Below are 25,434 nucleotides of genomic sequence, written 5' to 3' on the forward strand. Positions count from 1 at the left end.
AGGAAATCATCAAAGGGGCCGGCCATTGTTAATCCTGTCCACCACCTGCAGCAGTGCCCGTTCCTATAAGCCGAGCCGCGGCTTCACTTACTGGCATGTCGATCACCGTGATTCCGCTTGCCGCAAGGAAACGCGCTTCGTTTCTGGACAGCGTTTCCGCGTCCATTACCGCGCAATGTGGACCTCGGGAGCGCTTCATGATCTGCCTGGCGTAGGTGCGCAGCATCTGATCGTTGAAGCGGCAGCCAACGAAGAAAAATCCACGGGTGATGCGCCCTTCCTTCACCACGTCTGGGATCGGTGTCTGGATATCGATTTCGGTCAGGACTTCGACATAGTCGGAATCTGCGACGAGAAAGTTTTGCGCCGGCCTAATACTCCCGTGAGGTGTATAGAGAACCGTCTTTGCCCCCGATCGGGGGTCGAGTTCCCTCCCGGACAGATCGTAGGTTTTCGTCCAAATGTCCCGGATTTCGTTCGCCCGCGTGACGCCTTGTATCTCAACGACGTCCGTTCGGCCGGTCTCTACGAGAGCCGTGCGCATCGCGCCGTCGTACCAGCTGTCGACGATGAGGGAGAGCGGCAGCCTTGCGAGCCAGGCGTGGAGGAGGGTCGGCGCCACCGGCGCTGCGAATATGTCGGTCATCCAAGCTTGAAGCGTCCGGCGATGCCGGCGCTGTTCGATGAACTGCGCAACCGACCACATATTGGTGCGGATCCTGGAAGGGGCTGGCGCCCGCGCATTGAGTGCCGCGGCAACGAGCTCCGGCGTATGCGGCACAGGCGGTTCCGCACAGTTGAATTCAAGAAGACCCGGACCGAGATAGGGGATCACCTCATCGGCGGCGAGCGCTTCCTCCGCCAGGTCAAGCAGCTTTTCGGCAAAACTGTCCCGCACGATGACGAGGTGGCCCGATGTCAGGATGGTGTTCATGCTCGTTTCCTCGCGACGCACCTATCAAGGGGCAGCATCAGTCCTCTTCGGAAACCTTCCTTGCCTCGACGGTGATCGGCAGACGCGTATCCCGTGGAAGATCGGGTAGGAGGAGCCGCCACCCGTTCCTGAGCGTCACAGTTCCGCCCCACAACTCTTCCTTCTCAAGCTTGATGATCGGCTCTTCGAGGTCCTTTTTGGGGACATACGCCGACAAGCCAGCATCGGTCCTGCGGATCATGACTTTCATCTGGCCGTCCCTTCATTGGTATTGTTTTCAGCACTGCAGGGCGCCTCGGCTTTGTCGAGGCTCATCAGTTCACGCGCTCGCATGCCGACGACGGTGCCACGGTCGATCCATTCGACCGCATAGATGAAGAACTGCTGGAGAAAGGTGCCAATGTCGCGCACATATCCCTCGTCGCCCTTCCGCACGAGATTTTCGCCGATCTCCCTGCCAGGATAGGTGCCGTCATTCTTTATGTGGCGAGTGGCACGTACCCGCTCTCCCGGCATGAATCGTGGAGGCCTGCGGATTTCGACCTCCTCTTCGCGTCCGAGCGACATGTCCGTTCCCTGATTTCTCTTGAGGCTGCAGATTGTGAACAAAGGCGTTCCAGGCGTCCTGCGAAGGCATCCCCGACCATGTCGGCAGCCCAATGTCCGTCACGCAGGAACGCAGGTCTTCGGCACCGGGCATACCGAGGCACATTGCTGCGCATCGAAGACCCCCTCGCACTCGGTGCACTTTTGCGGCTCGATCACATAGCTCTCGCCTTTGAACTTGATCGCGCCGGAGGGACACTCGAATTCGCAGGCGCCGCATTGGGTGCATTGGGATGCGATGATCTTGAAAGCCATTTTAACTCCTGGTCCGAATGGATGAGACGCGCTCAGGCCGTCGCCGCGAGTGCGGGGGTCCCAGACGCGGCCGCGTAAATCGCGCTGATTGCGGTCTCGATATAGTCGTGGGCATATGCGTCGGTGGCTTGGATTCCAGCGTCGGCGAGCTGATCCTGCGGGCAGTTTCCGATCTTGGCGCACAGCACGACATCTATGCCCTCAAGCGCTGCGATGACGCCATCGAGGGCGGCTTCTCCGCCCCAGCCGCCGAGACAATACTGCTCGACCTTGCGATGCCCGACAAAACTGATCCCTCTCGGCGAGGCTTGATAAACCTGGAATTCCTTCGCATGGCCGAAATGTTCATTGACGCGGCCGCCGCCCTTGGTCGCCACCGCGAAGAGAAGGGACTTGCCGGGGCTCGCTGCCTTGACCAATCCGATCGCTTCTCCCCTAGCCGCCACGTGATCACGGCGCTCCTCCGCGACCAGCTCCCGATAGGCCTTGCGATTGCGGGCATCGTAGGTGACCTCGCCGGGAATCCGGTCGAGTGTGAATTCCTGGCCACGATCCTCACCGAGCAGGCCGACGGCATCTGCCCGGCACTGCCGGCAGTGGCGCATCAACTGGGCGCCGCCTTCGACACGATCCTGAAGAGCCTTCATCTCCATTGCGTTTGGGCCGCGTTGCCCGCTCAGTCCGTAGTGCGTGCCGTGCGCCGGGTCCGAAATCAGCGGCATGAGGTTGTGCAGGAACGCGCCTCGCTCCTTGACCCATCTATTCACCTCGATCAGATGCTCATCGTTCAAGCCGGGGATCATCACCGAATTGATTTTGGTGAGGATGCCGCGCGCGGTCAGCATCTCCAGACCCAACATCTGCCGCTCGTGCAGGATCCGGGCGGCTTCGATGCCGAAGTAGCGGCGATGGTCGTAAAAGATCCAAGGATAGATCTTTGCACCGACCTCAGGGTCGACCATGTTGATGGTGATCGTCACGTGATCGACATTCATGTCGGCAAGCTCATCGACATGGTCCGGCAGCGCGAGCCCATTCGTGGAGATGCAAAACTTGATGTCTGGGATTTCCCTGGCAACTCGTTCGAACGTTGCCTTCGTCTTCTTCCAGTCGTAACAGGCATCGCCCGGTCCGGCGATGCCGAGCACGGAGAGCTGCGGCACCTCGTTGGCGACCGCGACCACCTTGCGTAGCGCTTGGTCGGGCGTCAGCTTTTCGGAGACCACCCCAGGCCGGCTTTCGTTGGCGCAGTCATATTTGCGATTGCAGTAGTTGCACTGGATATTGCAGCCGGGCGCGACCGCGACGTGCATGCGCGCGAAATAGTGATGCGCCTCTTCTGAAAAGCAGGGGTGATCCTTGATCTTCTCCCAGATAGCCGGATCCGTGTCGTCCGGCTTTATCGACGAGCCGCAGGACGAAGACGCGCAGCCCCCGGCTTTCACGGTGGCAAGCAACTGGTCATCGAATGTCGTGCTGAGGCTCTCAAGCGAAATTGCCGGTGCGGACATCGAACGGCTCCGTTGCTGGGTGAATGTCGCAGTTCAAACCGCAAGAGCTATGCCAGCTCAAAGAGCGGTTTTGGTTCACGAATTGGCTTTCGTGTCGGATTCCGTCGGATTGCTCCGACACACCTTTGTCGGGCTTCCGACAGTGGACAAGCAAATCGGGTCGCGAAGGCTACCAGCCTTGGGCGCGCAGAGTGTGAGGGAGACTACTCCGGGCTTACGTTTGACGTCATCACAACGTCTAGAATTTCTTCACCTCGATACCATGCCGGCGCAGGGCGTAGCCGATTTGCCGCGGCGTGAGGCCGAGGATACGAGCCGCCCTGGCCTGAACCCAACCGGCCTTGTCCATCGCGTCGATCAGCCGGTCGCGTTCCGTCAGACGCGGGGGACAAGCGGGATCGTTCGGATCGCCGGCCGTAAGCGGAGATACCTTGCCTGCGGAGGCACCGATGCGACTGGCCGGCAGCCGCAATCCGACCGGCACTGCGTTGACCCGTGCGAGATCGTCGATGGCATTGCCGCCATTCGAGCGGTCGGCTCGCTTCCAGAGGAGCCAGGAAAGGCACTGGCTCTTCTTACAGGCGAAATCGGATGGAGTGATCGTCCTTGAACGCGCAAGTGTCGCCGTCCTTTGGACGCAGTTCTCCAGCTCGCGGACGTTACCAGGGAAGTAGCATTGCGAGATCAGGTCAAGCGCCGACGGAGCGAAGGCGAGTGCGCGATCGTTCTCCTTGTTGAATCGGTCGAGGAAGGCGTTCGCAAGGCGTGGAATATCGCCGGGTCGCTCTCTGAGCGGAGGCAGGATGATTGGCACCACATTGATGCGGTAATAAAGGTCGGCCCTGAACTCCCCTTTTATGACGGCCGTCTCGAGGTCCTTGTTGGTGGCGCATATGAGGCGCACGTCGACCTGTAGCGTTTTGGTGCCGCCGACTCGCTCCAACTCGCCTTCCTGCAAGACACGCAACAGCTTGGCTTGAAAGGCCGGCGAAATCTCGCCGATTTCATCAAGTAGCAGCGTTCCCTCATTTGCCAATTCAAAACGACCGGCGCGCTGGGAGATAGCACCCGTGAAAGCGCCCTTTTCATGCCCAAACAGTTCTGACTCCAGAACGCTTTCAGACAGTGCGGCGCAGTTCAATTTGACGAAAGACTTCTTCCTCCGACGTGAGAGCTTATGGATGGCTTGCGCAAAGAATTCCTTGCCGGTGCCGCTTTCACCCCGCAGTAGCACGGTGGAATTGGTCCCTGCTACGACCGAGACGGTTTCGAGCACCTGCTTGAGTGCGGGGCTTTCCCCGATGATCCCGTCGATTTTGACATCCGCATGCCGGGCAGGGTCGTAGGTCCTCCCCTCGTTGGGCGATTTCTCCGGTCTCCATTGCTCATGGACAGACCGCTGACGATCTGTACTCAGGATGCGATGGAGACGGATCGTCCGGCCGACAAGGTTGGCGACCATCGTCAGGAAGTATGTGTCCTCGTCGTCGCGAAAGTCGGTGGCGCCGTCTCCGGCGCGGTCGATCGACAATGTCCCAAGGATTTTATGATCAGCCTTTAGCGGGATACCGATAAAGGCAATTGGGATGGTGCCGCTGCTCGAAGATGTTTGAAGGTCAGCCTGAAATAGTTGGGACTTGCGGACGTCCGGTATGAAGAGCGGCGTCCCCGTAGCGACGATTTGATCTGTTATGGCCTGTGGTATGACGCGGCGAGTGCCTGATTGAGGTGCGTGGGTATTGCCGGCAGTTGCGGCAATCTCCGGCTCTCCTTCAGCGTCCAGGACGACGATTGCTCCGTGACGCATCTGCAGAAACGAAGGCAGGATGTTCACGACATTGGCGAGCGTAATCTCCAGCTCGCTGGGGGCGGTCAGCACCTTCGATATCTCGTAGAGTCCCCTGAGCGCGATATCTGCTTGGGGCATGCTTTTGATGGGCGGTTCAGGGCGGGTATCCCGAGGTGCTACCTCGTCGACCCGATCTTGCGGTACGTGAGCCATGGAAACACCTCAGCGGTTGTCGTCCAGAGTGCTCCTCCTTTCGTGTCTGAGTCTGAATTGTGAAAGCACAGTATTCACGAGCGCCTCTTCGTGGCGCGGCAATTCAAGCAAAGATAGACTTGGCGTTGGTCGCGACCTCAGGTGTACCAAGATTGACCCTCTTGATACGGTGCGTGCGTCCTCATCCGAATTTGAAGAGGACTCCGAAGCCGCCGCGTGGATAGTTCCACTCGATCTCGCCACTGGTCTCGCACAAAATCCGGCAGGTGCCGCACTCCATGCAGCCGTCGGCAGTGATCTCCACTTGACCTTTGTCGTTCAACTCATAACATTTCGCGGGGCAGACGTGGGTCAGCGCGAGCAAGTTCGCGCTTGGCCTCTCGTGCGGTCGCACTTTGATATGCGGACGGCCAGAATCCACCAAGTAGCGGTTCTGGTAAAGCTTGTCCTCGACACGTGACTTCGTCACTGCGATCGTCATTTCGTCTCCCCTCAGCGCCACGCCAATGCAAGGCGGACCGCGTCGCTGACCAGCCCCCAGCGCGAGCGCGCCTTGATGAAGGCCGCCGTGGTCGCCTTTTCCTTCTCGATCTTCGGCGTGCCGTCGACACGCATGAAGTTCTGCGCGGCTTGCGACATCAACCGCGGATAAGCCGTGAAGTAATTGCAGGAATTGGTGTGGAGCAAGGCCGGCATGTCTTTGTATTTCCTTAGGTCCTTGACCACGAAGGACTTGTCCAGCATGGCTTTGTAAAGGGCGAGATTCCGTTTGGTCATAGGACCGTTGCGGCTCTTGACCTCGATGATTGCCTCAGCCGCGATGCGGCCGGAGGTCATGGCGAGGTTCGAACCCTCGCGGTGAATGGCGTTGTTCAGTTGCGCGGCATCGCCGACCACGACCCAACCGTCGCCAAAGAGCTGCGGAATAGCCTTGTAGCCGCCTTCGGGAATGAGATGCGCGGAATATTCTTTCACTTCCGAGCCGGCGATCAGCGGCCGGATCGAAGGATGGGTTTTTAAGGCGTCGAGGAGGACGTAAGGGCTCTCGACCATCGCGGCGAAATCGGAGACGAGGCAGCCAATGCCCAGTGAGATCGACTCCTTGTTGGTATAGAGGAAGCCGAGCCCGGCCATGCTGCGGGAGGTCGTGCCCACCGCCTCGATCACGCAGCCTTCATCGCCTTTGAGGCCGAACCGCTGCTCAATGACCTCTTCGGGCAGGAAATGCATTTCCTTGACGGCGAGCGCCACGGTTTGCGGCTTCGGCATCTCGCGCAGGCCGGCCCGCGTGCCAAGCAGTCCGCATACGCCTTCTGCGAGGACGACCACGTCCGCGTAGATGGCTCCGCCGGCCCGGTCTGTGCGGACGCCGATCACCCTGTCCTTGGCGTCACGGATGAGTTCCGTCACGGTCGTCTCGCACAGAACCGTCGCGCCGGCCTCGCGCACCTTACGCGAAAACCATTTATCGAACTGGGCACGGATGATCGTGTAGCGGTTGGGCTTCGCCTCATTGAAGTCGTCCGACCGATAGTGAATCCCGGTATGGGATGTGTCGTCCATCACCCAAAGCCGCTGTTCAACCAAATGCCGCTCGAGAGGCGCATCGTCCCGGAAATCCGGGATGATCTTCTCCAGCATGTTCGCGTACATGATGGCACCCTGGACATTCTTGGAGCCCGGATATTCACCCCGCTCCAACTGCAGCACCTTCAGGCCGTGGCTGGCCATGGTGTAAGCAGCTGCGTTTCCGGACATGCCGGCCCCAATAACAATGGCGTCGAATTGTTCCTCAATCATGTCCATCCCTTAGCTCGCAAGCTTGTCGCGACTGTGGGGCGACAGCCGCCGGGTGAAGGCTTCCGTCAGTGCGGGCAGGAAGCGGATCGCGTCGGTGACGATCCCGAGGTGAGCGAAATCGAAAATCGGCGCGTTCGGGTCGGTGTTGATGGCCACGATGAGATCCGCCCCCTCGACGCCAACCCGATGCTGGACGGCGCCGGAAATCCCGGCCGCTATGTAAAGCTTCGGCCGGATGGTCTTGCCAGTTTGGCCGATCTGCCGATCAGCTGGCATCCAGCCCTTCTGGACCAACGGGCGCGAACAGCCGTGCTCGGCGCCGATTGCTCGCGCGAGATTCTTCACAAGCTGCAGGTTCTCCGCCGCGCCTAGACCGAGGCCTCCCGCAACCACGACGTCGGCATAGGCAAGATTTGCCTTTGCCGACTGACTATCCGGCAGGAAGCCGAGGATTTTGGTAACGATCTCGTCCTCGGCTACCGAGAGCTTGTGCCGGATGACACGCCCGACCGGTTTATCCGCCCGCTGCGGCATGGGCATGACCCTCGGCCGCACTGTCGCCATCTGGGGGCGGAAATTGAGCGTATAGATCGTGCACAGCAAGGAACCGCCGAAAGTCGGACGGGTGGCGGCGAGCGAACCGTCGGTATCCACATCAAGTTCGGTGCAGTCGGCCGTGAGCCCTGTCTGCAAGGTCGTCGCCACGGAGCCGGCAAGATCCCTGCCGAGTGTGGTGGCACCGAGAAGAAGGATCTCGGGTTTGTGGGTATCGACCAGATCCGTCATCGCCTTGGTGAAAGGCTCGTTCCTGTAGTCGGCGAGCAGCGGCTCCTCGACGATGTAGACAAGGTCGGCACCATAAGCGAAGGCTTCGGCAACGGCGTTCCCGATGGCCTCTCCCGGCGGTCCAAGCACGACGCCCGCAAGCTGGACCTGAAGCTTGTCTGCTAACTTGCGGCCTTCGCCGAGCAGTTCGAATGATACGGGATGGACCTGACCGCGTTCGAGCTCGATGAAAACCCAAACGTGCCGGTAGTCCTTGAAATGCGCGGGCAGCTCCTTCTTTATTCCGGCACGGCCGGCGGCAGGGCGAGGGGTTTCTCGGTTCGCGTTCGACATCGTCTGATCCTTGCCCTCTCACGCGCCGCCGTTGAAGGCGAGCTCATGTTCCAATGCCGGCTGGCGGGTGAAGATTGCCGTGATGAGTTCGTCAGCGACATCGCGCAAAGCCATCTCGGCGGTGTCGATTTTTGCCGCCTTTTCCGCCCGCGCAGGAGGGGCGAAAACGCGCTTGACGACCGTCGGTGAACCGCGCAGGCCGCATTTGGTGAGATCCTCAATGCCGGCGTCGGCCGCACTCCATTTCAAGACCTGGCTGCGCGCGGCGCACAGGGCGTCCTGGATCGAGCCCCGGCGGATCTCGTTTGTGCCTTCCAGCATGGTGATCAGGCAAGGGAGCCTGCTCTTCAGCATCTGTGTGCCGCCTTCGGAGCGGCGCTCAACCTTGATCTCGCGCGCAGCAAGGTCAATAGAGGCGATCTTCGCGACATAGGTCAACTGCACGAGTCCGAGGCGCTTGGCGATGCCGGGCCCGACCTGGGCGGTGTCGCCATCGATCGTCTGCTTGCCGGTGAAGACGAGGTCTGGCGTGCCGAACGTCTCGCCAACCTTCGCGATTGCCTGGGAAAGGGCGAACGAGGTCGCGAGCGTGTCGGAGCCGGCAAAATAGCGGTCGGTCAAGAGCACCGCTCGGTCGGCGCCGTAACCGAGCGCCTTGCGCAGCGCGTCCTCTGCCATGGGCGGACCCATAGTGAGCACGGTGACTTCGCCACCATAGGAGTCGCGCAGTCTGAGGGCTTCTTCGAGGGCGAACAGGTCGTAAGGGTTGATGATGGTCGGAACACCCTGGCGCATGATCGTGTTCGTCACCGGATGGACCCTTATCTGTGCCGAGTCCGGCACCTGCTTGATGCAGATTACGATGTGCATTGGGGGCTCCTGTCCGGATGCGGGCTTGGCGGTTATCTCTTTGGTGCGCATCATTCGTGCCAACTGTTTTGCGCTGCCCCCTATTCCTAGAACTTCGCTTGGTTGCTTCTGAGGGCGCCTGGTGATGACTGGATTTGTCGGCTTCTCGACATTGTCGCGTCGCAACCCGTGTCGCGGTCATTCCTGTCCGAACCGCTTCAGTACGGAGTCGAACGGGACAAAGGTGCGGCCCGGCGTGGCAGGTTTGTTCGGATCGTGGTCTTTGAGCACCTTGAAGACCCGATGGGTGAGCGGCGAGGAAACCGCGAAGTCCTCGTAAGCGCGTTCGAGCGTCGCGCGCACCCGCGCGGCAATCACCTGGTCGGGCAGACCGGAGAAATCTTCTTCGGCAAGGTATTGGCCCACGCGCTTCATGATATGGAGCCGCGAGACATTCAGCACCTTCGGATCATAGGAGACGCCAAGGACTGCGAAGAACTCCTCCGCAGCCGACAGGCGCTTCAGTCGTGCGAGGATGTCGGTGACATCGATGGGGCGGCTGTCAGCGGAACAATTCATTGCATTCTCCCTGGTCGGAAAACTGTGGTGTCGGTGCGCTCGCGCACGGCTGACCTCGACCCGCACAGCTCCGCGAGGGATGCCTCGCTGCACATTCCATCGTAGAGCTCGACCAGTTGAGTTGCAGTGACGGTCGATTTGGTCTCGGCCGCCTCGCGCCGGACGCGGGCCACCATCGCGGCTGCCAGATCCGGGTCGAGATCGCGACCGCTTTCGCTCAGCACATGGGCAATCGCAGTGGCGCCGGAATGCTTGCCGATGACGATACGCCGGCAGCGGCCCACGAGAGCCGGATCGAGCCCTTGATAAGTACGCGAGTCCTTCAGCAGCCCTGCGACGTGAATGCCGGATTCGTGGGTGAAAACATCGGCGCCGACGACCGGCTTAATGGCCGCGGTCTGCCGGCGGGCGGCCCAAGCCACCTGGGCGGCGAGGTCGGGCAATGCGGTCAGCTCGATGCCGGTATCCGCGCCGTCGAAGACCGCCATCGCGGCGGCCACCTCTTCCAGCGCGGCATTGCCCGCACGCTCGCCGAGCCCCAGGACGGTGACGGACGCATGGCGCGCGCCTGCGCGGATCGCGGCCAGCGTGTTGGCGGCAGCAAGTCCGAGATCGTTGTGCGCATGAAATTCAAGGTCGATTGGAGACTGCGCCACGAGCTGGGCGACAAGTTCCAAGGTCGAAAACGGGTCGAGAACGCCGACTGTGTCGGCTAGCCTGACGCGGCTTGCGCCGGCGCGTGCAGCCGTCTCGATGACGCGGGCGAGATGATCCCGATTGGCCCGCGAGGCATCCTCGCAGCCCACCGCGACGAAGAAGCCGGCGGCGGCTGCGCGCCTGACCATATGCTCGATGACCTGGAGCGCTCCCGCCTTATCGAGGCCGAGCTTGGCGGCAAGTTGGATGTCCGACGCAGGCATCGATAGATTGACGGCGTGGACGCCGCTCTCGATCGCTGCATCGAAATCCAGCGACGTCATCCGGCACCAGGCCATGAGCCGAACCGGGAGACGCCGCGCGACCACGGCGCGAATTGTTTCGATCTCGTCGGCGCCCATGACCGGCGTGCCGATCTCGATGTCTGTGACGCCGGCCGCCGCAAGAGACTCGGCGATCTCCAGCTTTTCCGTCATGGTAAAGGCGACGCCGGGCGCCTGCTCGCCATCGCGCAAGGTCGTATCGTTGAGAAAGACATGGCGGGTCATGGACGGTAGCCTGTTCTGCTGCCGCTCAGGCATAGACCGGATTGAACGTCTTCGGAGCTTCGCTTACCCGGCCCAGAACTGGGAAAGCCACGCAGCTTCTCCACGATTGCCGGCATGACCTCGAGCACCTGGTCGACGTCCGCTTCGCCGTTGTCCCGCGCCAAGGAGAAGCGGACTGCCGCGTGTGGCGTTTTCATCGCGCTCAGGACATGGCTCGGTTCCAGAGAGCCGGAGGTGCAGGCGGAGCCGGAGGAACACGCGATGCCCACGCGGCTGAGGAGGAGTGGAATTCCATCACTTTCGACATGTTCGAAGGAGATGTTTGCGGTGTTGGGCAACCGTTCCAGGGGATCACCAGTGACACAGGTGCTTGGGATGCTCTGGAGAATCCCGTCCTCTAAACGGTCGCGGAGCGACTTTACCCGTGTGGTCTCGTCGTCCATGAATTTCAAGGCGAGTTCGGCCGCCATGCCGAGCCCGACTATGCCGGGCGTATTCTCGGTGCCAGCACGCCGGTTGTGTTCTTGGTGGCCCCCCTTGATCAGCGAGTGGAAATTGACGCCACGTTTTACGAAAAGCGCGCCGATCCCTTTCGGCCCGTGCAGCTTGTGGCCGGAGAGCGACAGCATGTCGATTGCGGTCGACTTCAGGTCCATCGGAAGCTTGCCGACCGCCTGCACAGCATCGGTATGGAAAAGGGCGCCCGCTTCCTTGGCCAACTCGGCAAGCCTGGCCACGGGGAAGATCACACCAGTCTCATTGTTCGCCCACATTATCGAGACGATTGCCACCTGTGGGGTGAGGGCGGCCACATAGGCGTCGAGGTCGAGCCGGCCACGGCAATCCACCGGGATCCTGTGCACCTTGACGCGGCGGGTCTTCTCAAGATGCGCGCAGAGCGTCAGCACGGCGGGATGCTCGACCGCGGACGTCACGATCTCGGTTCGGTTGGGCGCCGCCTCGAGCGCCGAAAGAAGCGCTGCATTGTCGCTTTCTGTCCCACCCGAGGTGAAGGTGATCTCATCGTCGAACTCCGCGCCGATCAGAGCTTGCAACTGCCTCCGCGCCTTTCTCACCGCCGCACTGACTGAGGCGCCAAGAGCGTGCGCCGACGAAGGGTTGCCGAATTGTTCCCTAAAGAACGGCAACATCGCTTGCACGACCTCAGGATCGACCCGTGTGGTTGCGTTGTTGTCGAGGTAGACAGGTTTCATGTGCGATCCTCAGTTGACCGGAATGACGCGAGCGCGCGACCGCCTCATTGAGCCTCTGGCGTATGCCGTTGATGATGATGGGCCCGAACTGGCAGCCGGCGCAGACGCCCGAGAGTTTGACGTAGACCGGATCGGCGTCCACATGGACAAGTCCGCAGTCGCCGCCGTCAGCCCGCAGGTAAGGACGCCCGAACACGACAACGTTATCGATAAGCCGAATTTGGCGCAGCGGCGCGATTTGGCCGCCAGCAGCTTGGGTGCCACCAGGAACCGAACTGTTTCGGCAGGCGACGTTCTTTGCATCCTACCTGAAGCGATTGCCGGTCCCAAGATCGGCTTCGACCTTGCCTTGTTCTTGAGGACAGGGACATCTGTTGTGCCGGCCATATAAGCCTCCTCTGCCGCAAATGAGTCCGTCGGCGGCAATCGCTTCATGGACCCGCACAGGCGCTTCGGGCGATCAACTGAAGGACTTGCCGCAGCCGCACTTCTCGCGCGCGTTGGGGTTATCGAAGACAAAGCCGGAAGATTCGAGCCCGGTGAGGAAGTCGACGGTCATGCCGGCGACATGCGGTTGGGAGCCCGCGTCCACGAACAGCTTGATCCCATCTGTCTCGGTGATCGCGTCGCCCTCGCGCGACACGCTCTCCAGGCCCATTAAGTATTTGAAGCCGGCGCAGCCGCCGGCCTGGACCATGATGCGAAAGCCTTCCGCCGGCTCGCTGGCGCGGGAAAGAGCAGTCTTGATGGCGGCAACAGCGTTGTCGGTGAGCGTAATCATGGCTCCATTCTCCTCAGTCCGGGACCTGCTTGCGCATCACGTTGCATGCACCGTGCCAAAGCGAAAAAATGTTTCAACACAGCGCGGCATCTCTGACCCTGCGGTGGTTCTTGTGAGTCCATTGCTGCGAAGGTGTCGGCCAACCGACACGTACTGTCGGGTTTGTCGGGTCCGCCACGCGGGATGTTGGGCCTGAGTTGTTGGCTGAACTCACATTAAACCAATGACCATTGCAGAAGACTCCTTCTGAGCTTGCTTCGGCGCAATTGGCACGGTTTTTGAAGCTCCACTGGCGAGGCGGCAAGAGACTGCCGATCCACAATCGTGTCGTGGGTGCCCTCGCGATCGATGCGGCGAAGCAAGGGAGCAACATGTCAGGACTGGGTCAGACACGCTTTGTTTGGCGAAGCAGCGCCGCCCGTGGCATCCGAATGACCGATTGGCCGATTGCGACAACACCCACAATCGCTCACCACCGCCCGGTGGCCACCGACCGGCTCGATGAGATTCCATCGGCATGTGCCTGCACGTGTCACTCGGGTCTCGCCGCTCCGATAGCACCCCCGGTTTTCGCGCGGGTGCGACGACGTGCGCACGCTGTCCAGCGACACTTTGTTCACGGGCCAGCAGCAGATCAGGGTCGAGCGTTTCGGCGCGCCTTATCGGCTGAAGATTCCCGGGCAGTGCAGCTGATCCTCACACGTAGGTGGAAGCAGGGGTAAGACATGGACCAGCGCGAGAAACCATCGCCGGACGAAATCCGGCGGGCGTGCGAAGACAATCCGAAAATCCGGGAGCATGATCTCGCCGCTCGATTGGCCATTTCGGAAGCCGAATTGGTCGCGGCGCATTGTGGTCACGGCGCGGTGCGCATCGAGCCGCGCGTCGATGATCTGCTGACCGGCCTCGAAGCGGTCGGCGAGGTGATGGCGGTCACCCGCAACCAAAGTGCCGTGCACCAAAAGATCGGCGTCTACGACAAAGTGGTCACCGGCAACCCGCATGCCATGGTGCTCGGCGACGAGATCGACCTGCGCATCTTCCCGAAAGCGTGGGCGTATGGCTTCGCCGTCGAGAAGCGCGAGGGAGCCGAGATCCGCCGCAGCCTGCAATTCTTTGATGCCACCGGCGAGGCGATGCACAAAGTACATCTCAGGCCCGCCTCGAACCTGCAGGCCTATCAGAATCTGGCGGCAGAGCTCGCATCCTCCGACCAGGAGCCGATCATATCGGTCGAGGCGAGCGGGGTGCGCGATAACGCAGTGAGTCCAGACCAAGCCGCCACGGTCGACGACCTACGCGAGCACTGGAGCGGGCTGAGCGACGTGCATCAGTTCTACCATATGTTGAAGGCACTGAAGCTCAGCCGCTGCCAGGCGATGCGTATGGCCGACGAGGATTACGCCTGGCTGCTCGACAATGATGCCGTTGGCGCCCTCTTCCAACAGGCGGCCGAAGACGAGATGCCGATCATGTGCTTTGTCGGCAATCATGGTTGCATCCAGATCCATTCCGGCCCGATCAAGTCGGTCAAGCAGATCGGGCCGCGGATCAATGTGCTCGACGAGACCTTCCATCTGCATCTTAGGACCCATCACATCCGCGAGGTCTGGGCCGTGCGCAAGCCGACGAGGGACGGTCACGTCACGTCCATTGAAGCCTATGGCGCCGACGGCAAGATGATCATCCAGTTCTTCGGCACGCGCAAGGAAGGCGAACGCGAGCGCAGCGACTGGCGGTTTCTGGCCGAGAGTCTGCCACGTGTTCATGGTCCGACCCACGGTGACGTGTAGAGTGCCGACAGGCCCTCGGATTGAACCGGCCGCCATAGGACTCGGCACCACGTTGCGACAGCGGCTGCGAGGTAGTAGCGCATACGGACGGTTAGGTGTGCACGCCGGAATTGACCGCATCGATACAGTCCAGTTCGTCGCCGGCCGGACTGCTGCGCACAAGTGCATCGCCGTCTAACCGGAAATCCTTGCAGCGCCTGCGAGCGATAAAACGCATACGCCATCAGCGCCGAACCGAAGCGCGGCTCGACCTTGTTGATATTTCCGATCATCGCGCGCAAGCGCCGTCGGTTCTTGTCGGACCGCACCCGATCCTTGCGCTGGATCGCGTCGTTGCTCAATCCGGGCCGTGCGAGCGATCTCCTCGCTCGTCGACCGGAAGGCTGTGCAGCAGCAGCCAAGCCGAACAGCCCGATGTCCCGGACTCGACAAAACCGACCACGGATGTCGGTTGTCGGACGTTGTCCTAAGAATGATGGACAGGTGATCATCAGCGGCGGGCCCAGTGCAGGCTGGCATCGATTGGTGCAGCGCCATGGGTACGCCTATCCGGCACGCGACTTGCTTCGACAATTTGATCAGCAGGGCATCAGCAGTGCGTCACGGGCTCAGAGGTGATTGACCAGCCTCTCAACCCTAACGGGGATAAGCGGCGGCTTTGCTTCATGACCGCAGCGCGGCGGAGATGCCCCTTCTGATCGACTTCGCAACCGATCTCATCCGCGCTGGTGCAGGTGGGCTGTATCAGGCGACAGAATCTAGAAGGCGCCCGACAAGAGACGTGCCATGCTGGAAATTGACTTTATGAACAGCCGTGCAATCTCAATCGAGCCATGAACGCCAATGTAGAGAACACAAAATGGCGACCAACCCCGTTCCAGATCATGTCCCGCCCGAAATGGTGAGGGACTTCAGTCTGTTTACATCGCCAGGCATGCCACCAACACCCAACGGGGATCCACACGCAGCTGTCGCTTGCGTACATGACGGGCCTCCGATCTTTTACTCCCGCTACAACACGCAAGATGGCCGGGGTACCTGGGTCATCACCCGTGCCGCGGACCAGCGGAAGGTGCTGCAGGACGCAGAGACTTTTTCCAGCCATCGCAGCATCTTCTCCTCCATACTGGGTGAAAACTGGCCGACGATCCCGCTTGAGCTCGATCCACCGGCCCACGGCGTCTTTCGCTCACTGCTCAATCCGCTGCTTTCGCCAAAGCGGGTGAGGGTGTTGGAGCCGGCTGTCCGCGAGCAAGCGATCATGCTGATCGATAGGATTGTCGCATCGGGCACAAGCTGCGACGCGATGAAGGATTTTGCCTTTCCTTTCGCGGTGAGCACCTTTCTTCGCTTTCTGGGGTTGCCCGATGACCGACTCGATACATTCGTCGGCTGGGGGAAAGATCTGCTCCACGGCGACGATAAGGAACGACCTGTGGCTGCCCGGACGATCGTGGCATTCATCGACGAACTTGCGGCCATGCGCCGCCAGGAGGCGGTTGACGATTTCATGACCTTTATCGTGCAGGCACAGGTCGAGGGCCGCCCGCTGACGGACACCCAAGTCCGCGGCATCGGCGTGCTTGTCTTCGTCGCTGGGCTCGACACGGTCGCAGCAGCTATAGGCTTTGACTTGGCGTACCTCGCGCGCAACCTCAAAGATCAGCAATTGCTGCGGAGCGAACCGGACCGCATCCCGCTCGCAACCGAAGAATTGCTGCGGGCCTATCCGCCCATTCAGTTGATCCGCGTGGCTACGAAAGATATCGACTTCGAAGGCGCGCCGATCCGGAAGGGGGACTATGTTTCCTGCGCCACGATGATTGCCAATCGTGACCCGGCGGAATTCGAATGCCCCAACACGATCGATTTGGAGCGGGAGGACAATCGCCACGCAGCGTTTGGCTATGGTCCCCACCGTTGCCTTGGCTCACACCTTGCCCGGCGGGAGATTGTCATTGGCCTGGAGGAGTGGCTGGCGCGCATCCCGGCTTTCAGGATCAAGCAGGGTACGGCACCCGTAACCTCTGGCGGCCATGTGTTCGGGATCGAAAATTTGATCCTGGACTGGTCTTAGGCCCGCCCCGAGCCGGGGCACAGACAATGGAGGCAGCGCCATGCGCATCATCGTCCAAAAGGCCAAATGCCAGGGTCACGCGCGATGTGCGGCGCAAGCGCCGGACATCTTCAAGCTTGATGACGAGGGCTACATCCTGCCTGGTGACATTGAAGTTGCGGTAGGGGAGGAGCTGCCTGCATCGCGAGGCGCGCGATGCTGTCCTGAACGTGCGCTGGAACTCACCCGCTGACGCTTTGAATCAGACGTCATTCAACCGAGAGTCTGGCGGGCTTGAATGGGGTCGACCATGTGGCCGCACTGGAAAGGACGGCACGCGAGCTCTGTCCCAGCACGGTCCACGTCCAACTCCGCGGGGCACTTCCGGCGCCGAGGTGTTCCCCATGAGGCGCAAACGGCAGGGCGGGGGTTCGCGAAACACCTCTTCCAATCACAGAATTTGCGACAGAGCCGATGGACCAGACGAAAATTACCGAACCACTCGACCGCGAGGCGATCCGCGACTGCCTCTATCGGTACTGCCGCGGAATAGACCGCGTGGATGAAGCGGCGCTCCGCAGCGCGTACTGGCCCGATGCGTATGGCAATCACCGGGCCAATTGCGGCTCGGCAGAGGGCTTTATCCGGTTTGCGCTCAGCGTCTTCAAGAGCGGACCCCGCAACATCCATCAGATCACGAACGTCCTGATCGAATTCATCAGCTCGGCAGAGGCTGCGGTCGAGAGCTATTTCACCGCGCTGCAACGCGGACCGGACAACGACGGAGAAGTACGCCAGGCGCTCCTCTGCGGCCGATACTGCGATCTGTTTCACAAGAGGGAGGGGGAGTGGCGGATTGCCGAACGGACAGTGGTCTACGATTGGCTCGAGGAGCAGATCCCACCAGCGGTCGTTGAAACAGAACGGTTCGGCCCGCGACAGCCTATTGGAGCACCGCATCCGCACGATCCGGTTTACACGCTTAAGAAGCGTCGCATTCCTTCTCGCCCTGATGCCGTCAGAGGTTTCGAGTGGGAGGCCGCATCGGCAGTGGGGATAAAAGAGTATAACAATTTTGCAATGCCACAGCGATCCCGGCGAAAGCCTGCCGGGTGAGGATGCGGCCGATAGGAGTGCCCTTTTCTCCCCGCGACGGCGTGACGGTGACAGCGTTCTTCTCTGTCGCCACGAGCCCGCCGACGACGCTGGTGTGCATCGATTTGCGGGACCTCCGCAGAGCCGCTCATCGGGGCAAGCGCCTGTCCTCGGCGGATCCCTCACCAGCTTCGGCTGTCAAATCGAGAGTTGGACCGCTGCCGGAACCCACGAACAGCCCATATGGGCCTGCAACTGGCCGTTACCCTAGAACAACGCACCGGGTCGGCTCGGGGCATCAGGTGCTCGTCTTTGCTGATACGTCTACACAGACGTCACCGGCGTGCAAGCGTCGCGCAGTGCCGCCAGGGTAGCAATTGCGTAAAGGCGCCGATGCGGTTTGCCTTCCAAGAAGATCAGTCTCCGGGTCTGTTCCAGCAGTCAACTGGATGCTCGGGTACCCTGCAGCTAGACTATTCTGCGACTTCAGCGAAGGGGTACGCGCTTATCCAGAAGCGGGGCGCATATGTCGTCGGGGACCGAGGACGATATCCTGGCCGCGGCCGTTCCAGAAGAGGCGCACCAGATCTGATCAAGCAGATCAAGTCGCACCACTTTAAACGCAAGACGATCGGGTCCGTCGTACTCGCTACGCGGCGGAGTGCTTCATTCCGGACGTCCTTGCGAGCGTCGAAGCAGCCGCAGTTCCCCATGGGACGCGGCCATCTGCAAACGCGATGGTATCGTCCGGAATATTATATTGGCGAACTGAACACCACGTCGCGCATACTAGCAGCTAGCAGGACAAACGCCCATGCGGCCTGTAGAGATATCCTCGGGTGCCTACAATGAGCGAAATACCACACCTTCCTTCGATCTCGATACCACTCGTGATCAGCGGGCCTGCTGGTCGGTGGTGACGAGGACGCGGCGCCTGGTCCTTCGGCTGAGATAGTCCGCTGAGGCACCGGATAAAACCTGCTCTCCCTGCCGGGAAGCCCGTATGAGTGGTTCGAGTGATCTTGCAAATGAAACCTCCCGAGGACGGGCTTTCAAGCTTTGTCATGAAGGAGGTGCCCTGCACCTGGCCAATGCGATGCGGCAACGGGGAAGCATGTATGTCGCCAGTAAATGCGAGCGTCGAAGTCGTGGGCGAGTATACAGCTTGTCTAAATGTGCAATACGTTCGATTTGTGCAAGTAACACTTGGAAAATAGTTGCATAAAAGCAACGTCCAAACTATATAACGATACAAAGATAAACTTTTAACTTGCCAAAACGAGCGTTGCGGATAGCGTCACGTTGCTAAGGATGCACTGAAATGTGCATCTGTTTCGATCGTGTGGACAAAGACGGATCGTCCATCGACGTTCTTCCCGTTTTTTATTGAGAGGCACAAGTTGAAACCGCAAGACGGTTGCTAGGTCGCGGGCAAACGAAGACGCAACACATCGCCGTCCTCCAAACTTCATGTCTTCAACGCTCTTTCGGCGGCTTGCTGAGGGAATGCTATTGGGAAAGCCACATATGTCCGCGTCGAGTGATCTTGGGGATGAAAAGCGCCAGACCGAGCTTTCAAGCTTTGTCATGAGGGAGGTGCAGCGCATTCTTGCCCAATGCGATGAGGCGAAGCAGGGTGACAAGGCTGCTGTTGCGCCTTCGGGTTCTCCTTCCAACGAATTGACCGCCGTGGCCGCCGAATTTCTTGGTAGGCTCGAGGCCGAAGCAGCGCGACGGCTAAACGCCCAGGCGGGTGAGATCGCTTCGCGACCCCGGCCAGCCGATCATCCGCTCGGGCATCCGGTTCTGAAAGATTGCCCGAGAGAAGGCGCGCGCATTGCAGAATGGGCCGGTCCAGTTGCCGGGTCGACGCATCTCGAGAGACGTTTTGGAATACCGCGATCCACGTTGTATTGGTGGCAGCAACACAATGATGTGGTTGCCTTTCGGAGAGGCTCCCGTAAGCATGTATTTCCCCTGGCTCAGTTCATCGACGGCAGGCCTATGCCCGGAATCAGGCAGGTTCTTTCCTCGATCTCCGATCCCAGATTGGCTTGGCTGTGGCTGATCAGCCCCTCGCCGCTTCTCAAGGGTCGCGTCCCTATCGAATTGCTCAGAGAAGGTATGAACACAGAAGTTGTTTCATCGGCCGCCCAGGCTATTTCTCTGATTGAACCTATCTGACGATTGGCCGGACGCCGGTGGCTGCTCGCGCACATTCTATACGTGCGTAAACACCAATTGTACCAATTGCGCGATTTGTGCAAATGTATAGTTGTCCAATTTGTGCAAGTAATATTGAAGATTCAGTGATAAAAATACAACTGTACTTCGTTATGTGGCTGACAAACGGGATTTGAACTTGCACTAATTCCCCCGGTGAATAGCGTTCGAGCCGGGAAGGATGCATCGCGATGCGCATCTTTTTCGATCGTGGGGACCGGGAGCGGTTCGTCCATCGACGTCCTCGCCCTTTTCAAATCATTGAATGGAGATAAAGTATGAACATCAAGAGCCTTCTTCTCGGCTCAGCTGCGGCTCTGATCGCAGCTTCCGGTGCTCGCGCCGCCGACGCGGTGACGGTCGCCGAGCCGGAACCGGCTGAATACGTCAAGATCTGCGACGTATATGGCTCGGGCTACTTCTACATCCCCGGCACCGAAACCTGCCTGCGCATCGGCGGCTATGTCCGTTACGACATCAGCGCTGGCGACGTTGGCTCCTACGACGGGGCGCGGACCCACGACGTCCAAGACGGCAGCGACCAGGGCACCTGGCGCAAGAACGCCCGCTTTGACCTAAGGACTTGGACCGGCCAGGAAACCGAACTCGGTACTTTGAAGACATACACCGAGACCAAATTCAATTTCGGTAACCGCAACGCCTATTCGGGTCCCGACAGTCCCCAGAACTATGCCTTCAACAGGGGCATCACACTAAACTTCGCCTGGATCCAGCTCGGTGGCCTTCGCGTCGGCAAGGACGAATCGGCGTTCGATACGTTTATCGGCTATGCCGGCAACGTCCTCAACGATACGCTCGTTCCCTACGGCGATTTCGACACCAACGTCGTGCAGTACTACTTCGACGCCGGCAATGGCTTCTCCGCCGTGGTATCGCTCGAAGAGGGTTCTGGCGTCGTCGGCACGATCGACAGCTACGTTCCGCATCTTGTCGGCGGCGTGAAGTACACGCAGGGCTGGGGCGCCATCAGCGGCGTCGTGGCTTACGACAGCAACTACGAAGAGGTAGCCGGCAAGGTCCGCTTGGATGTGAACGCCACCAACGAACTGTCCCTTTTCATTATGGCTGGCTATGGGACCGACGACAACCTAACCGATGGGACCTACGCCATTCCTGCCGGCGGCCGCGGCTTCTACAAGCAGTGGGGTGGCAACTGGGCCGTCTGGGGCGGCGGCACCTACAAGTTCAACGAGAAGACCTCTTTCAACCTTCAGGCGGCGTATGACGAGTGGAAGAACCTCGGCATTGCCGCCAATGTCGCCTACGATATCGTTCCTGGTCTGACGATCACGGCCGAAGTCGACTATCTCCACGCTGGCAAGTTCGGGGATGTGGACTTCTCTAACTGGACCAATGCCGACAAGAAGAACAGCGTCGGCGGTCTCCTCCGCTTCCAGCGCTCGTTCTGAGGATTGAAGAGCCCGTTGCCGCGTTCGAAGCGGTAACTGCGAGCCTTCAATTCGCGGCTGAACCATTGTGGTGAGGCTTGTAGAGGTTTCGGCGAATTGCTTGATCACGGACCTCCAATCCGAGCATTTCGTCGATGAGAAGGGCGCCCTGTTCCCGGGCGCCCTTTTTTTAACGGTTATCATCAGACTCTCTCCCGGGGGAACTGTGGGTAAGAAACAACGCATCGTCCTGCTGGCAGCTGTTTTGGCGTCTGCCTTTGGCTTTTTTTTGCTGATCCTGATCCTGCAGATGGTCAGTTTTTTGGTTGACTAGGCACGCGCAAGCGGGATGGATCGCGCAGAGACACGCGGAAGTTTTTTTCGCCAGCGAAACCCAGACGACCTGATGGGGAATCGCGCCAGCAGGTGGGCGCCACGTCCAGTGCCACCGACAAGGCCTACGATGCGCAGGACTTCACGAGTTACGCTTGATGAAGGTGACGCCGCACGTGGCGCAGAACACCAACGGGCGCCGTTCGGCGATCGACGGTCGCACGACGCGGCACAGCGACTATGCGGTCAGCCAGCGCATCCGCAAGCGCATTGAGGAGGCGGTTCGGATGGATCAAGACGGTCGCCGGACAGGCGAAGACGAACATTCGATCAGACATGCCTTCCCCCGGCTTCAATCGCTGTTCCTATGGCCTCCGGCCGGAGCGCAGCGTTCACCTTGCTGTCGCACACCTTGTGAGGGCTTCAGACGGATGCGCAATATCTGACCGCTATCGATGGCAGGACCTGGATCGGCTGCGCCCGCTCGGTGAAATCCTCAGCGTCTGCGGCGGCGAGGATACGATTTCGACGGCGAGCTCGATCGCATGATCATGGTTCTCGACCATTGCCGACCTTTGCATTGGCTGCGGAGCCTGGCGCCCGCTTCTGCCCGAAGAACTGCCCGACCCATGTTGCGGCCGCCCGGTCGCTGCATGACTTGATAGGACAAACCAGGAGAACGGCACCATGTTTGCCCAACACTATGCCCGGCTCAGCACTGGCCAATGGCCGCAGATCGAGCTGGAGAGGAGGTTCGACCAGCATGTGCTTGCCTGTGTGCTTTCAAGTGCGCTCGAGGAGATCGAGGCCGGCGAGGCGACGGCGACGGAGGCAACCGGCCTTTCGCGCGCCGAGCTGCGCGATGTCCTGGCCCGCAGTTTCCCTGCTATTCCAATCAACGCGTTTGCCTTGGAAGAGGTGAGCGAGCCCGAGCCGGATCTGGAGGAAGAACTTCTGCGTGGACTGCTGCTGGAGCATGCCCGGCCGGGCGACAAGGCGAGCGCCCGCTTCGCCAAGATCATCGCCCGGCGTGCCATGCGCAATGACCATCTCTGGCAGGACCTCGGCCTTTTTAATCGGACCGAGCTCGGCCGCCTGCTCGCCTCGCATTTTCCGACGCTGGCGGCCGGCAACACCCAAAATATGAAATGGAAGAAGTACTTTTACCGCAAGCTCTGCGAGGCCGAAGGTTTTTCGCTGTGCAGCGCGCCCAGTTGCCGGGAATGCAATGATTTCGAAAGCTGCTTCGGCCCGGAGGAAGGCGAAAGCCGCCTCACACGGATCAAGAACCGCATGGCCTTGGATTAAGAGCCGCTTTCGTCAGTCGTACAAGCGCCTGGGCTCGCGCCGCGCCATATGTCTCTTGTCGAATGTCGACCGACGCCTTCGAGGATTTGAATCTGCTGTCCGGTTGCTTGGATGCTCCCTTCGGCGGTGCCGTCATCATGGCGGAGCAGGACCCGACCCGCACCATCGCCGCCGAGCAACTGGTGTTCTCCGTGCCGTTGCTGCTCGCCTGCCTGGCCGGGCTCTATTCGGAGCGGGCCGGCGTCTTCGACACCGGGCTCGAGGGCAAGATGCTGGCCGGCACCTTTGCCGGCGCCTCGGCGGCCGCGGTTACAGGCTCGGCTCGGCCTGGGCGCCGCCGTGGCCACCGCCGTGTTTTTCGCGCTGGTGCACGGTTTCGCCTCGATCACCCATCGCGGCGACCAGATCGTCTTCGGCGTCGCCATCAGTTTCATCGCTGCCGCGCTCCACCATCATTCTCGTCCAGGCCTGGTTCCGGCAGGGCGCGCGCCGGCGCTCTCTGAAGACTCGCGATTCGATCGTTGTGCCCAGCGCCGAAGCGGTGCGCAGCGTGCCGGTGCTCGGGCCGGTCTATCCGACCATTCGCTGCTGGTCTATGTCGCGTCCCTGATGGTGCCATCTACCTGGTTGGTGCTGTTAGCACCCGCTTCGGCCTAGGGCTTCGCGCGGTCGGCGAAAATCCGGGCGCCGTTGATACCACTGGCATTTCGGTGACCTGGCTGCGCTATCGTGCGGCATCTTCATCGGCGTTCTGACGGGCATGGCCGGCGCGTAGCTGTCGCTCCCCCAGAATGCCGGCTTCGTGAAGGATATGACCGCCAGCAAGGGTTCCATCGTACTGGCAGCGCTCATCGTCGCCAAATGGAAACCGGTGCCGGCGAGGTTCGCCTGTCTGGCGGCGAAGGTCGCCATGGCCCGGAGGTGAAGCCAGTGGGGCGCTGGCGCTGGTCCATGCGAGATCGGAGGCCGACCTCGGAACAGGCTGCCGCGGCGGCGATCCAGTCGGCCTATACGCTCGGCGAAACGAAGCCTGCAACCGCCAAAGTAATCATGCGGAGGATCGCGCCGCGCCGTGCATGCGATTGCATCTCTCGTCCCGCTGCGCTGCTGAGATCTCTCCTGTCAGGCGGTCTAGGTTTCGCGCTTCGGGCCGAGCAGGAACACTATGAGGGCAGCGACGAAGGTGGCAACAGCACTGTAGGCAATGGCGCTGGTAATCCCCGCATTCTCCACCAATAGTCCGCCGAAAATCGCGCCGGCTGCGATTGCCACTTGGAATACTGTGACCAGCAGCACACCGGCGCTTTGGGCCTGCTCGGGAACGGCCCTCCGTACCATCCACGTCTGCAATCCCACTGGCACCGCGCCGAAGGCAAATCCCCACGCGGCAACAGCAATCGCCGAGGCCAAGGCCGATGCTCCCGCCGTCAGCAGCGAAACAGCGGCTATCGCTATGAGCAGCGGTGCAAGGGCCGCGACTGCCTTGAGACTGTACTCGGCCAGAAGCCCGCCGGCCAAATTGCCGAAGAATCCGCCGATGCCAAAAGCCAGCAACACGAGGGAGATCGTCTCGACATCCAGCGCGGGAATCTTCTCGAGGAAGGCGCGGATATAGGTGATTCCGGCGAAGTGGCCGGAAGCGACCAGCAGGACGACCAAAAGCGCAATTTTGACCATCGGAATCTTGGCCACATCCAGCAGGCTGCGGAAGCTAGCCACTCCAATCGGAGGCAGTCTCGGAATGGTTATGAGTTGCACGAGCAGTGTAGCGCCGCCGCCGGCTGCGGCGAGCATGAAGGCGCTTCGCCATCCCCAGATATCGCCGACATAAGCGCCGATTGGAGCTGCGCAGACGGTAGCTACGGAAACGCCGGTGAGGATGATCGACATAGCGCGCGGCAGGAGGTGGCTTGGAACGAGCCGCATCGCCAGTGCTGCCGACATCGACCAGAAGCCTCCGAGCGCAATGCCGAGCACGACGCGTGCAGTCAGGAGAACCGCCAGCGACCACGCGCCGGCCGCCAGAACGTCCGACAGGATCAGCAGCAGCGTCATGGTCCACATGACGGTCCTGCGGTCCAGGCGCTTTGTGATGATGGCCACCGTCGGCGCCGAGATCGCCCCGACGATAGCTGTCGCCGTCATCGCCTGTCCAGCCGCTCCCTCGCTGATACCGAGATCATGCGCGAGGGGCGTGAGCAGGCTGACAGGCAGAAACTCTGCCGTTACCAGCCCGAAGGTGCCCAAGGAAAGCGAAATGACCGCACCCCATGCGGGACCAGACGGTGGGACGGGCTTTTCTGGGTCGTGCAGAACAGCGTCCATGACGCCTGCTGCGGATTGGGTCATGAACGAAGTCTCC

The 25,434-nt window shown here is 60.6% G+C and carries 24 protein-coding genes and 3 pseudogenes; 10 read left to right on the forward strand and 17 right to left on the reverse strand.

Annotated elements, in window-relative coordinates; translation table 11 throughout:
• Positions 1 to 28 precede the first annotated feature (28 nt).
• From NKJ73_RS22390 to NKJ73_RS22460, 15 genes are all read right to left on the reverse strand, one after another.
• A complete protein-coding gene (locus tag NKJ73_RS22390; protein ID WP_352571057.1) occupies positions 29 to 934 on the reverse strand; it encodes an SIR2 family NAD-dependent protein deacylase in 906 nt (301 codons plus the stop codon).
• Between the two features lie 37 nt (positions 935 to 971).
• Positions 972 to 1,184, reverse strand: coding sequence for a putative nitrogen fixation protein NifT (gene nifT / locus NKJ73_RS22395; RefSeq protein ID WP_023678250.1), 213 nt, complete (start codon positions 1,182 to 1,184; stop codon positions 972 to 974).
• On the reverse strand, positions 1,181 to 1,501 hold the full coding sequence (locus NKJ73_RS22400) for a nitrogen fixation protein NifZ (RefSeq protein WP_352491475.1): 321 nt from the start codon (positions 1,499 to 1,501) through the stop codon (positions 1,181 to 1,183). Before NKJ73_RS22400 ends, nifT begins: the two co-directional genes overlap by 4 nt.
• A gap of 99 nt (positions 1,502 to 1,600) precedes the next feature.
• Positions 1,601 to 1,795: a 4Fe-4S dicluster domain-containing protein gene (locus NKJ73_RS34315; RefSeq protein ID WP_023678248.1), complete on the reverse strand. Its 195-nt coding sequence runs from the start codon at positions 1,793 to 1,795 to the stop codon at positions 1,601 to 1,603.
• 32 nt (positions 1,796 to 1,827) lie between these two features.
• Positions 1,828 to 3,306 carry a nitrogenase cofactor biosynthesis protein NifB gene (gene nifB / locus NKJ73_RS22410; RefSeq protein WP_352571058.1) on the reverse strand — a complete coding sequence of 493 codons (1,479 nt, stop codon included), beginning with the start codon at positions 3,304 to 3,306 and terminating at the stop codon, positions 1,828 to 1,830.
• Positions 3,307 to 3,544: 238 nt separating this feature from the next.
• Complete coding sequence (gene nifA, locus NKJ73_RS22415) at positions 3,545 to 5,308, reverse strand: nif-specific transcriptional activator NifA (RefSeq protein WP_352571060.1); 1,764 nt, start codon at positions 5,306 to 5,308, stop codon at positions 3,545 to 3,547.
• Between the two features lie 181 nt (positions 5,309 to 5,489).
• Complete coding sequence (locus NKJ73_RS22420; protein ID WP_023678245.1) at positions 5,490 to 5,789, reverse strand: ferredoxin family protein; 300 nt, start codon at positions 5,787 to 5,789, stop codon at positions 5,490 to 5,492.
• Between the two features lie 11 nt (positions 5,790 to 5,800).
• The gene (locus NKJ73_RS22425) at positions 5,801 to 7,108 is read right to left on the reverse strand and encodes an FAD-binding protein (protein WP_023678244.1); all 1,308 of its coding nucleotides are present in this window, start codon (positions 7,106 to 7,108) and stop codon (positions 5,801 to 5,803) included.
• A 9-nt stretch (positions 7,109 to 7,117) separates the two neighbouring features.
• Positions 7,118 to 8,227 (reverse strand): electron transfer flavoprotein subunit alpha/FixB family protein, encoded by a 1,110-nt coding sequence (locus NKJ73_RS22430; protein ID WP_352571061.1) that lies wholly within the window; start codon positions 8,225 to 8,227, stop codon positions 7,118 to 7,120.
• An 18-nt stretch (positions 8,228 to 8,245) separates the two neighbouring features.
• Complete coding sequence (locus NKJ73_RS22435) at positions 8,246 to 9,097, reverse strand: electron transfer flavoprotein subunit beta/FixA family protein (RefSeq protein ID WP_352571062.1); 852 nt, start codon at positions 9,095 to 9,097, stop codon at positions 8,246 to 8,248.
• A gap of 177 nt (positions 9,098 to 9,274) precedes the next feature.
• Positions 9,275 to 9,655: a nitrogenase stabilizing/protective protein NifW gene (nifW, locus tag NKJ73_RS22440; protein ID WP_352503026.1), complete on the reverse strand. Its 381-nt coding sequence runs from the start codon at positions 9,653 to 9,655 to the stop codon at positions 9,275 to 9,277.
• The gene (gene nifV / locus NKJ73_RS22445; RefSeq protein ID WP_352571064.1) at positions 9,652 to 10,860 is read right to left on the reverse strand and encodes a homocitrate synthase; all 1,209 of its coding nucleotides are present in this window, start codon (positions 10,858 to 10,860) and stop codon (positions 9,652 to 9,654) included. Before nifV ends, nifW begins: the two co-directional genes overlap by 4 nt.
• Positions 10,857 to 12,074 (reverse strand): cysteine desulfurase NifS, encoded by a 1,218-nt coding sequence (gene nifS / locus NKJ73_RS22450; RefSeq protein WP_352571065.1) that lies wholly within the window; start codon positions 12,072 to 12,074, stop codon positions 10,857 to 10,859. The genes nifV and nifS overlap by 4 nt, the downstream gene beginning before the upstream one ends.
• A complete protein-coding gene (locus NKJ73_RS22455) occupies positions 12,025 to 12,270 on the reverse strand; it encodes a NifU family protein (protein ID WP_352472419.1) in 246 nt (81 codons plus the stop codon). Before NKJ73_RS22455 ends, nifS begins: the two co-directional genes overlap by 50 nt.
• A gap of 264 nt (positions 12,271 to 12,534) precedes the next feature.
• Complete coding sequence (locus NKJ73_RS22460) at positions 12,535 to 12,855, reverse strand: HesB/IscA family protein (protein ID WP_023678237.1); 321 nt, start codon at positions 12,853 to 12,855, stop codon at positions 12,535 to 12,537.
• Between the two features lie 725 nt (positions 12,856 to 13,580).
• Between NKJ73_RS22460 and NKJ73_RS22465 the strand changes: the two genes are divergently transcribed.
• The gene (locus tag NKJ73_RS22465; protein WP_352571066.1) at positions 13,581 to 14,648 is read left to right on the forward strand and encodes a hemin-degrading factor; all 1,068 of its coding nucleotides are present in this window, start codon (positions 13,581 to 13,583) and stop codon (positions 14,646 to 14,648) included.
• A 91-nt stretch (positions 14,649 to 14,739) separates the two neighbouring features.
• Here the strand turns inward: NKJ73_RS22465 and NKJ73_RS34320 are convergent.
• Positions 14,740 to 15,080, reverse strand: a pseudogene (locus tag NKJ73_RS34320) (hypothetical protein).
• Between the two features lie 427 nt (positions 15,081 to 15,507).
• On the opposite strand from NKJ73_RS34320, the gene NKJ73_RS22470 reads away from it, so the two are divergent.
• The 9 genes and pseudogenes from NKJ73_RS22470 to NKJ73_RS22510 form a co-directional block, all read left to right on the forward strand.
• A complete protein-coding gene (locus NKJ73_RS22470) occupies positions 15,508 to 16,725 on the forward strand; it encodes a cytochrome P450 (protein ID WP_352571068.1) in 1,218 nt (405 codons plus the stop codon).
• Positions 16,726 to 16,765: 40 nt separating this feature from the next.
• Complete coding sequence (locus tag NKJ73_RS22475; RefSeq protein WP_352571069.1) at positions 16,766 to 16,957, forward strand: ferredoxin; 192 nt, start codon at positions 16,766 to 16,768, stop codon at positions 16,955 to 16,957.
• 221 nt (positions 16,958 to 17,178) lie between these two features.
• Positions 17,179 to 17,820 (forward strand): nuclear transport factor 2 family protein, encoded by a 642-nt coding sequence (locus NKJ73_RS22480; protein WP_352571071.1) that lies wholly within the window; start codon positions 17,179 to 17,181, stop codon positions 17,818 to 17,820.
• 1,506 nt (positions 17,821 to 19,326) lie between these two features.
• Positions 19,327 to 19,983 (forward strand): antitoxin Xre/MbcA/ParS-like domain-containing protein, encoded by a 657-nt coding sequence (locus NKJ73_RS22485; RefSeq protein ID WP_352571072.1) that lies wholly within the window; start codon positions 19,327 to 19,329, stop codon positions 19,981 to 19,983.
• A 317-nt stretch (positions 19,984 to 20,300) separates the two neighbouring features.
• Positions 20,301 to 21,452 carry a porin gene (locus tag NKJ73_RS22490; RefSeq protein WP_352571074.1) on the forward strand — a complete coding sequence of 384 codons (1,152 nt, stop codon included), beginning with the start codon at positions 20,301 to 20,303 and terminating at the stop codon, positions 21,450 to 21,452.
• 100 nt (positions 21,453 to 21,552) lie between these two features.
• Positions 21,553 to 21,765, forward strand: coding sequence for a hypothetical protein (locus tag NKJ73_RS22495; protein WP_352571075.1), 213 nt, complete (start codon positions 21,553 to 21,555; stop codon positions 21,763 to 21,765).
• A 113-nt stretch (positions 21,766 to 21,878) separates the two neighbouring features.
• A pseudogene (locus NKJ73_RS22500) lies at positions 21,879 to 22,094 on the forward strand (IS5/IS1182 family transposase); the annotation flags it as partial.
• Positions 22,095 to 22,451: 357 nt separating this feature from the next.
• The gene (locus NKJ73_RS22505) at positions 22,452 to 23,072 is read left to right on the forward strand and encodes a nitrogen fixation protein NifQ (RefSeq protein WP_352571077.1); all 621 of its coding nucleotides are present in this window, start codon (positions 22,452 to 22,454) and stop codon (positions 23,070 to 23,072) included.
• 137 nt (positions 23,073 to 23,209) lie between these two features.
• A pseudogene (locus tag NKJ73_RS22510) lies at positions 23,210 to 23,967 on the forward strand (ABC transporter permease); the annotation flags it as partial.
• A gap of 236 nt (positions 23,968 to 24,203) precedes the next feature.
• Here the strand turns inward: NKJ73_RS22510 and NKJ73_RS22515 are convergent.
• Entirely contained in the window at positions 24,204 to 25,421 is a 1,218-nt protein-coding gene (locus tag NKJ73_RS22515) for an MFS transporter (RefSeq protein WP_352571079.1), read from the reverse strand.
• Positions 25,422 to 25,434: the final 13 nt, after the last annotated feature.

This window comes from Mesorhizobium sp. M0074, assembly GCF_040322975.1.
GTDB lineage: Bacteria > Pseudomonadota > Alphaproteobacteria > Rhizobiales > Rhizobiaceae > Mesorhizobium.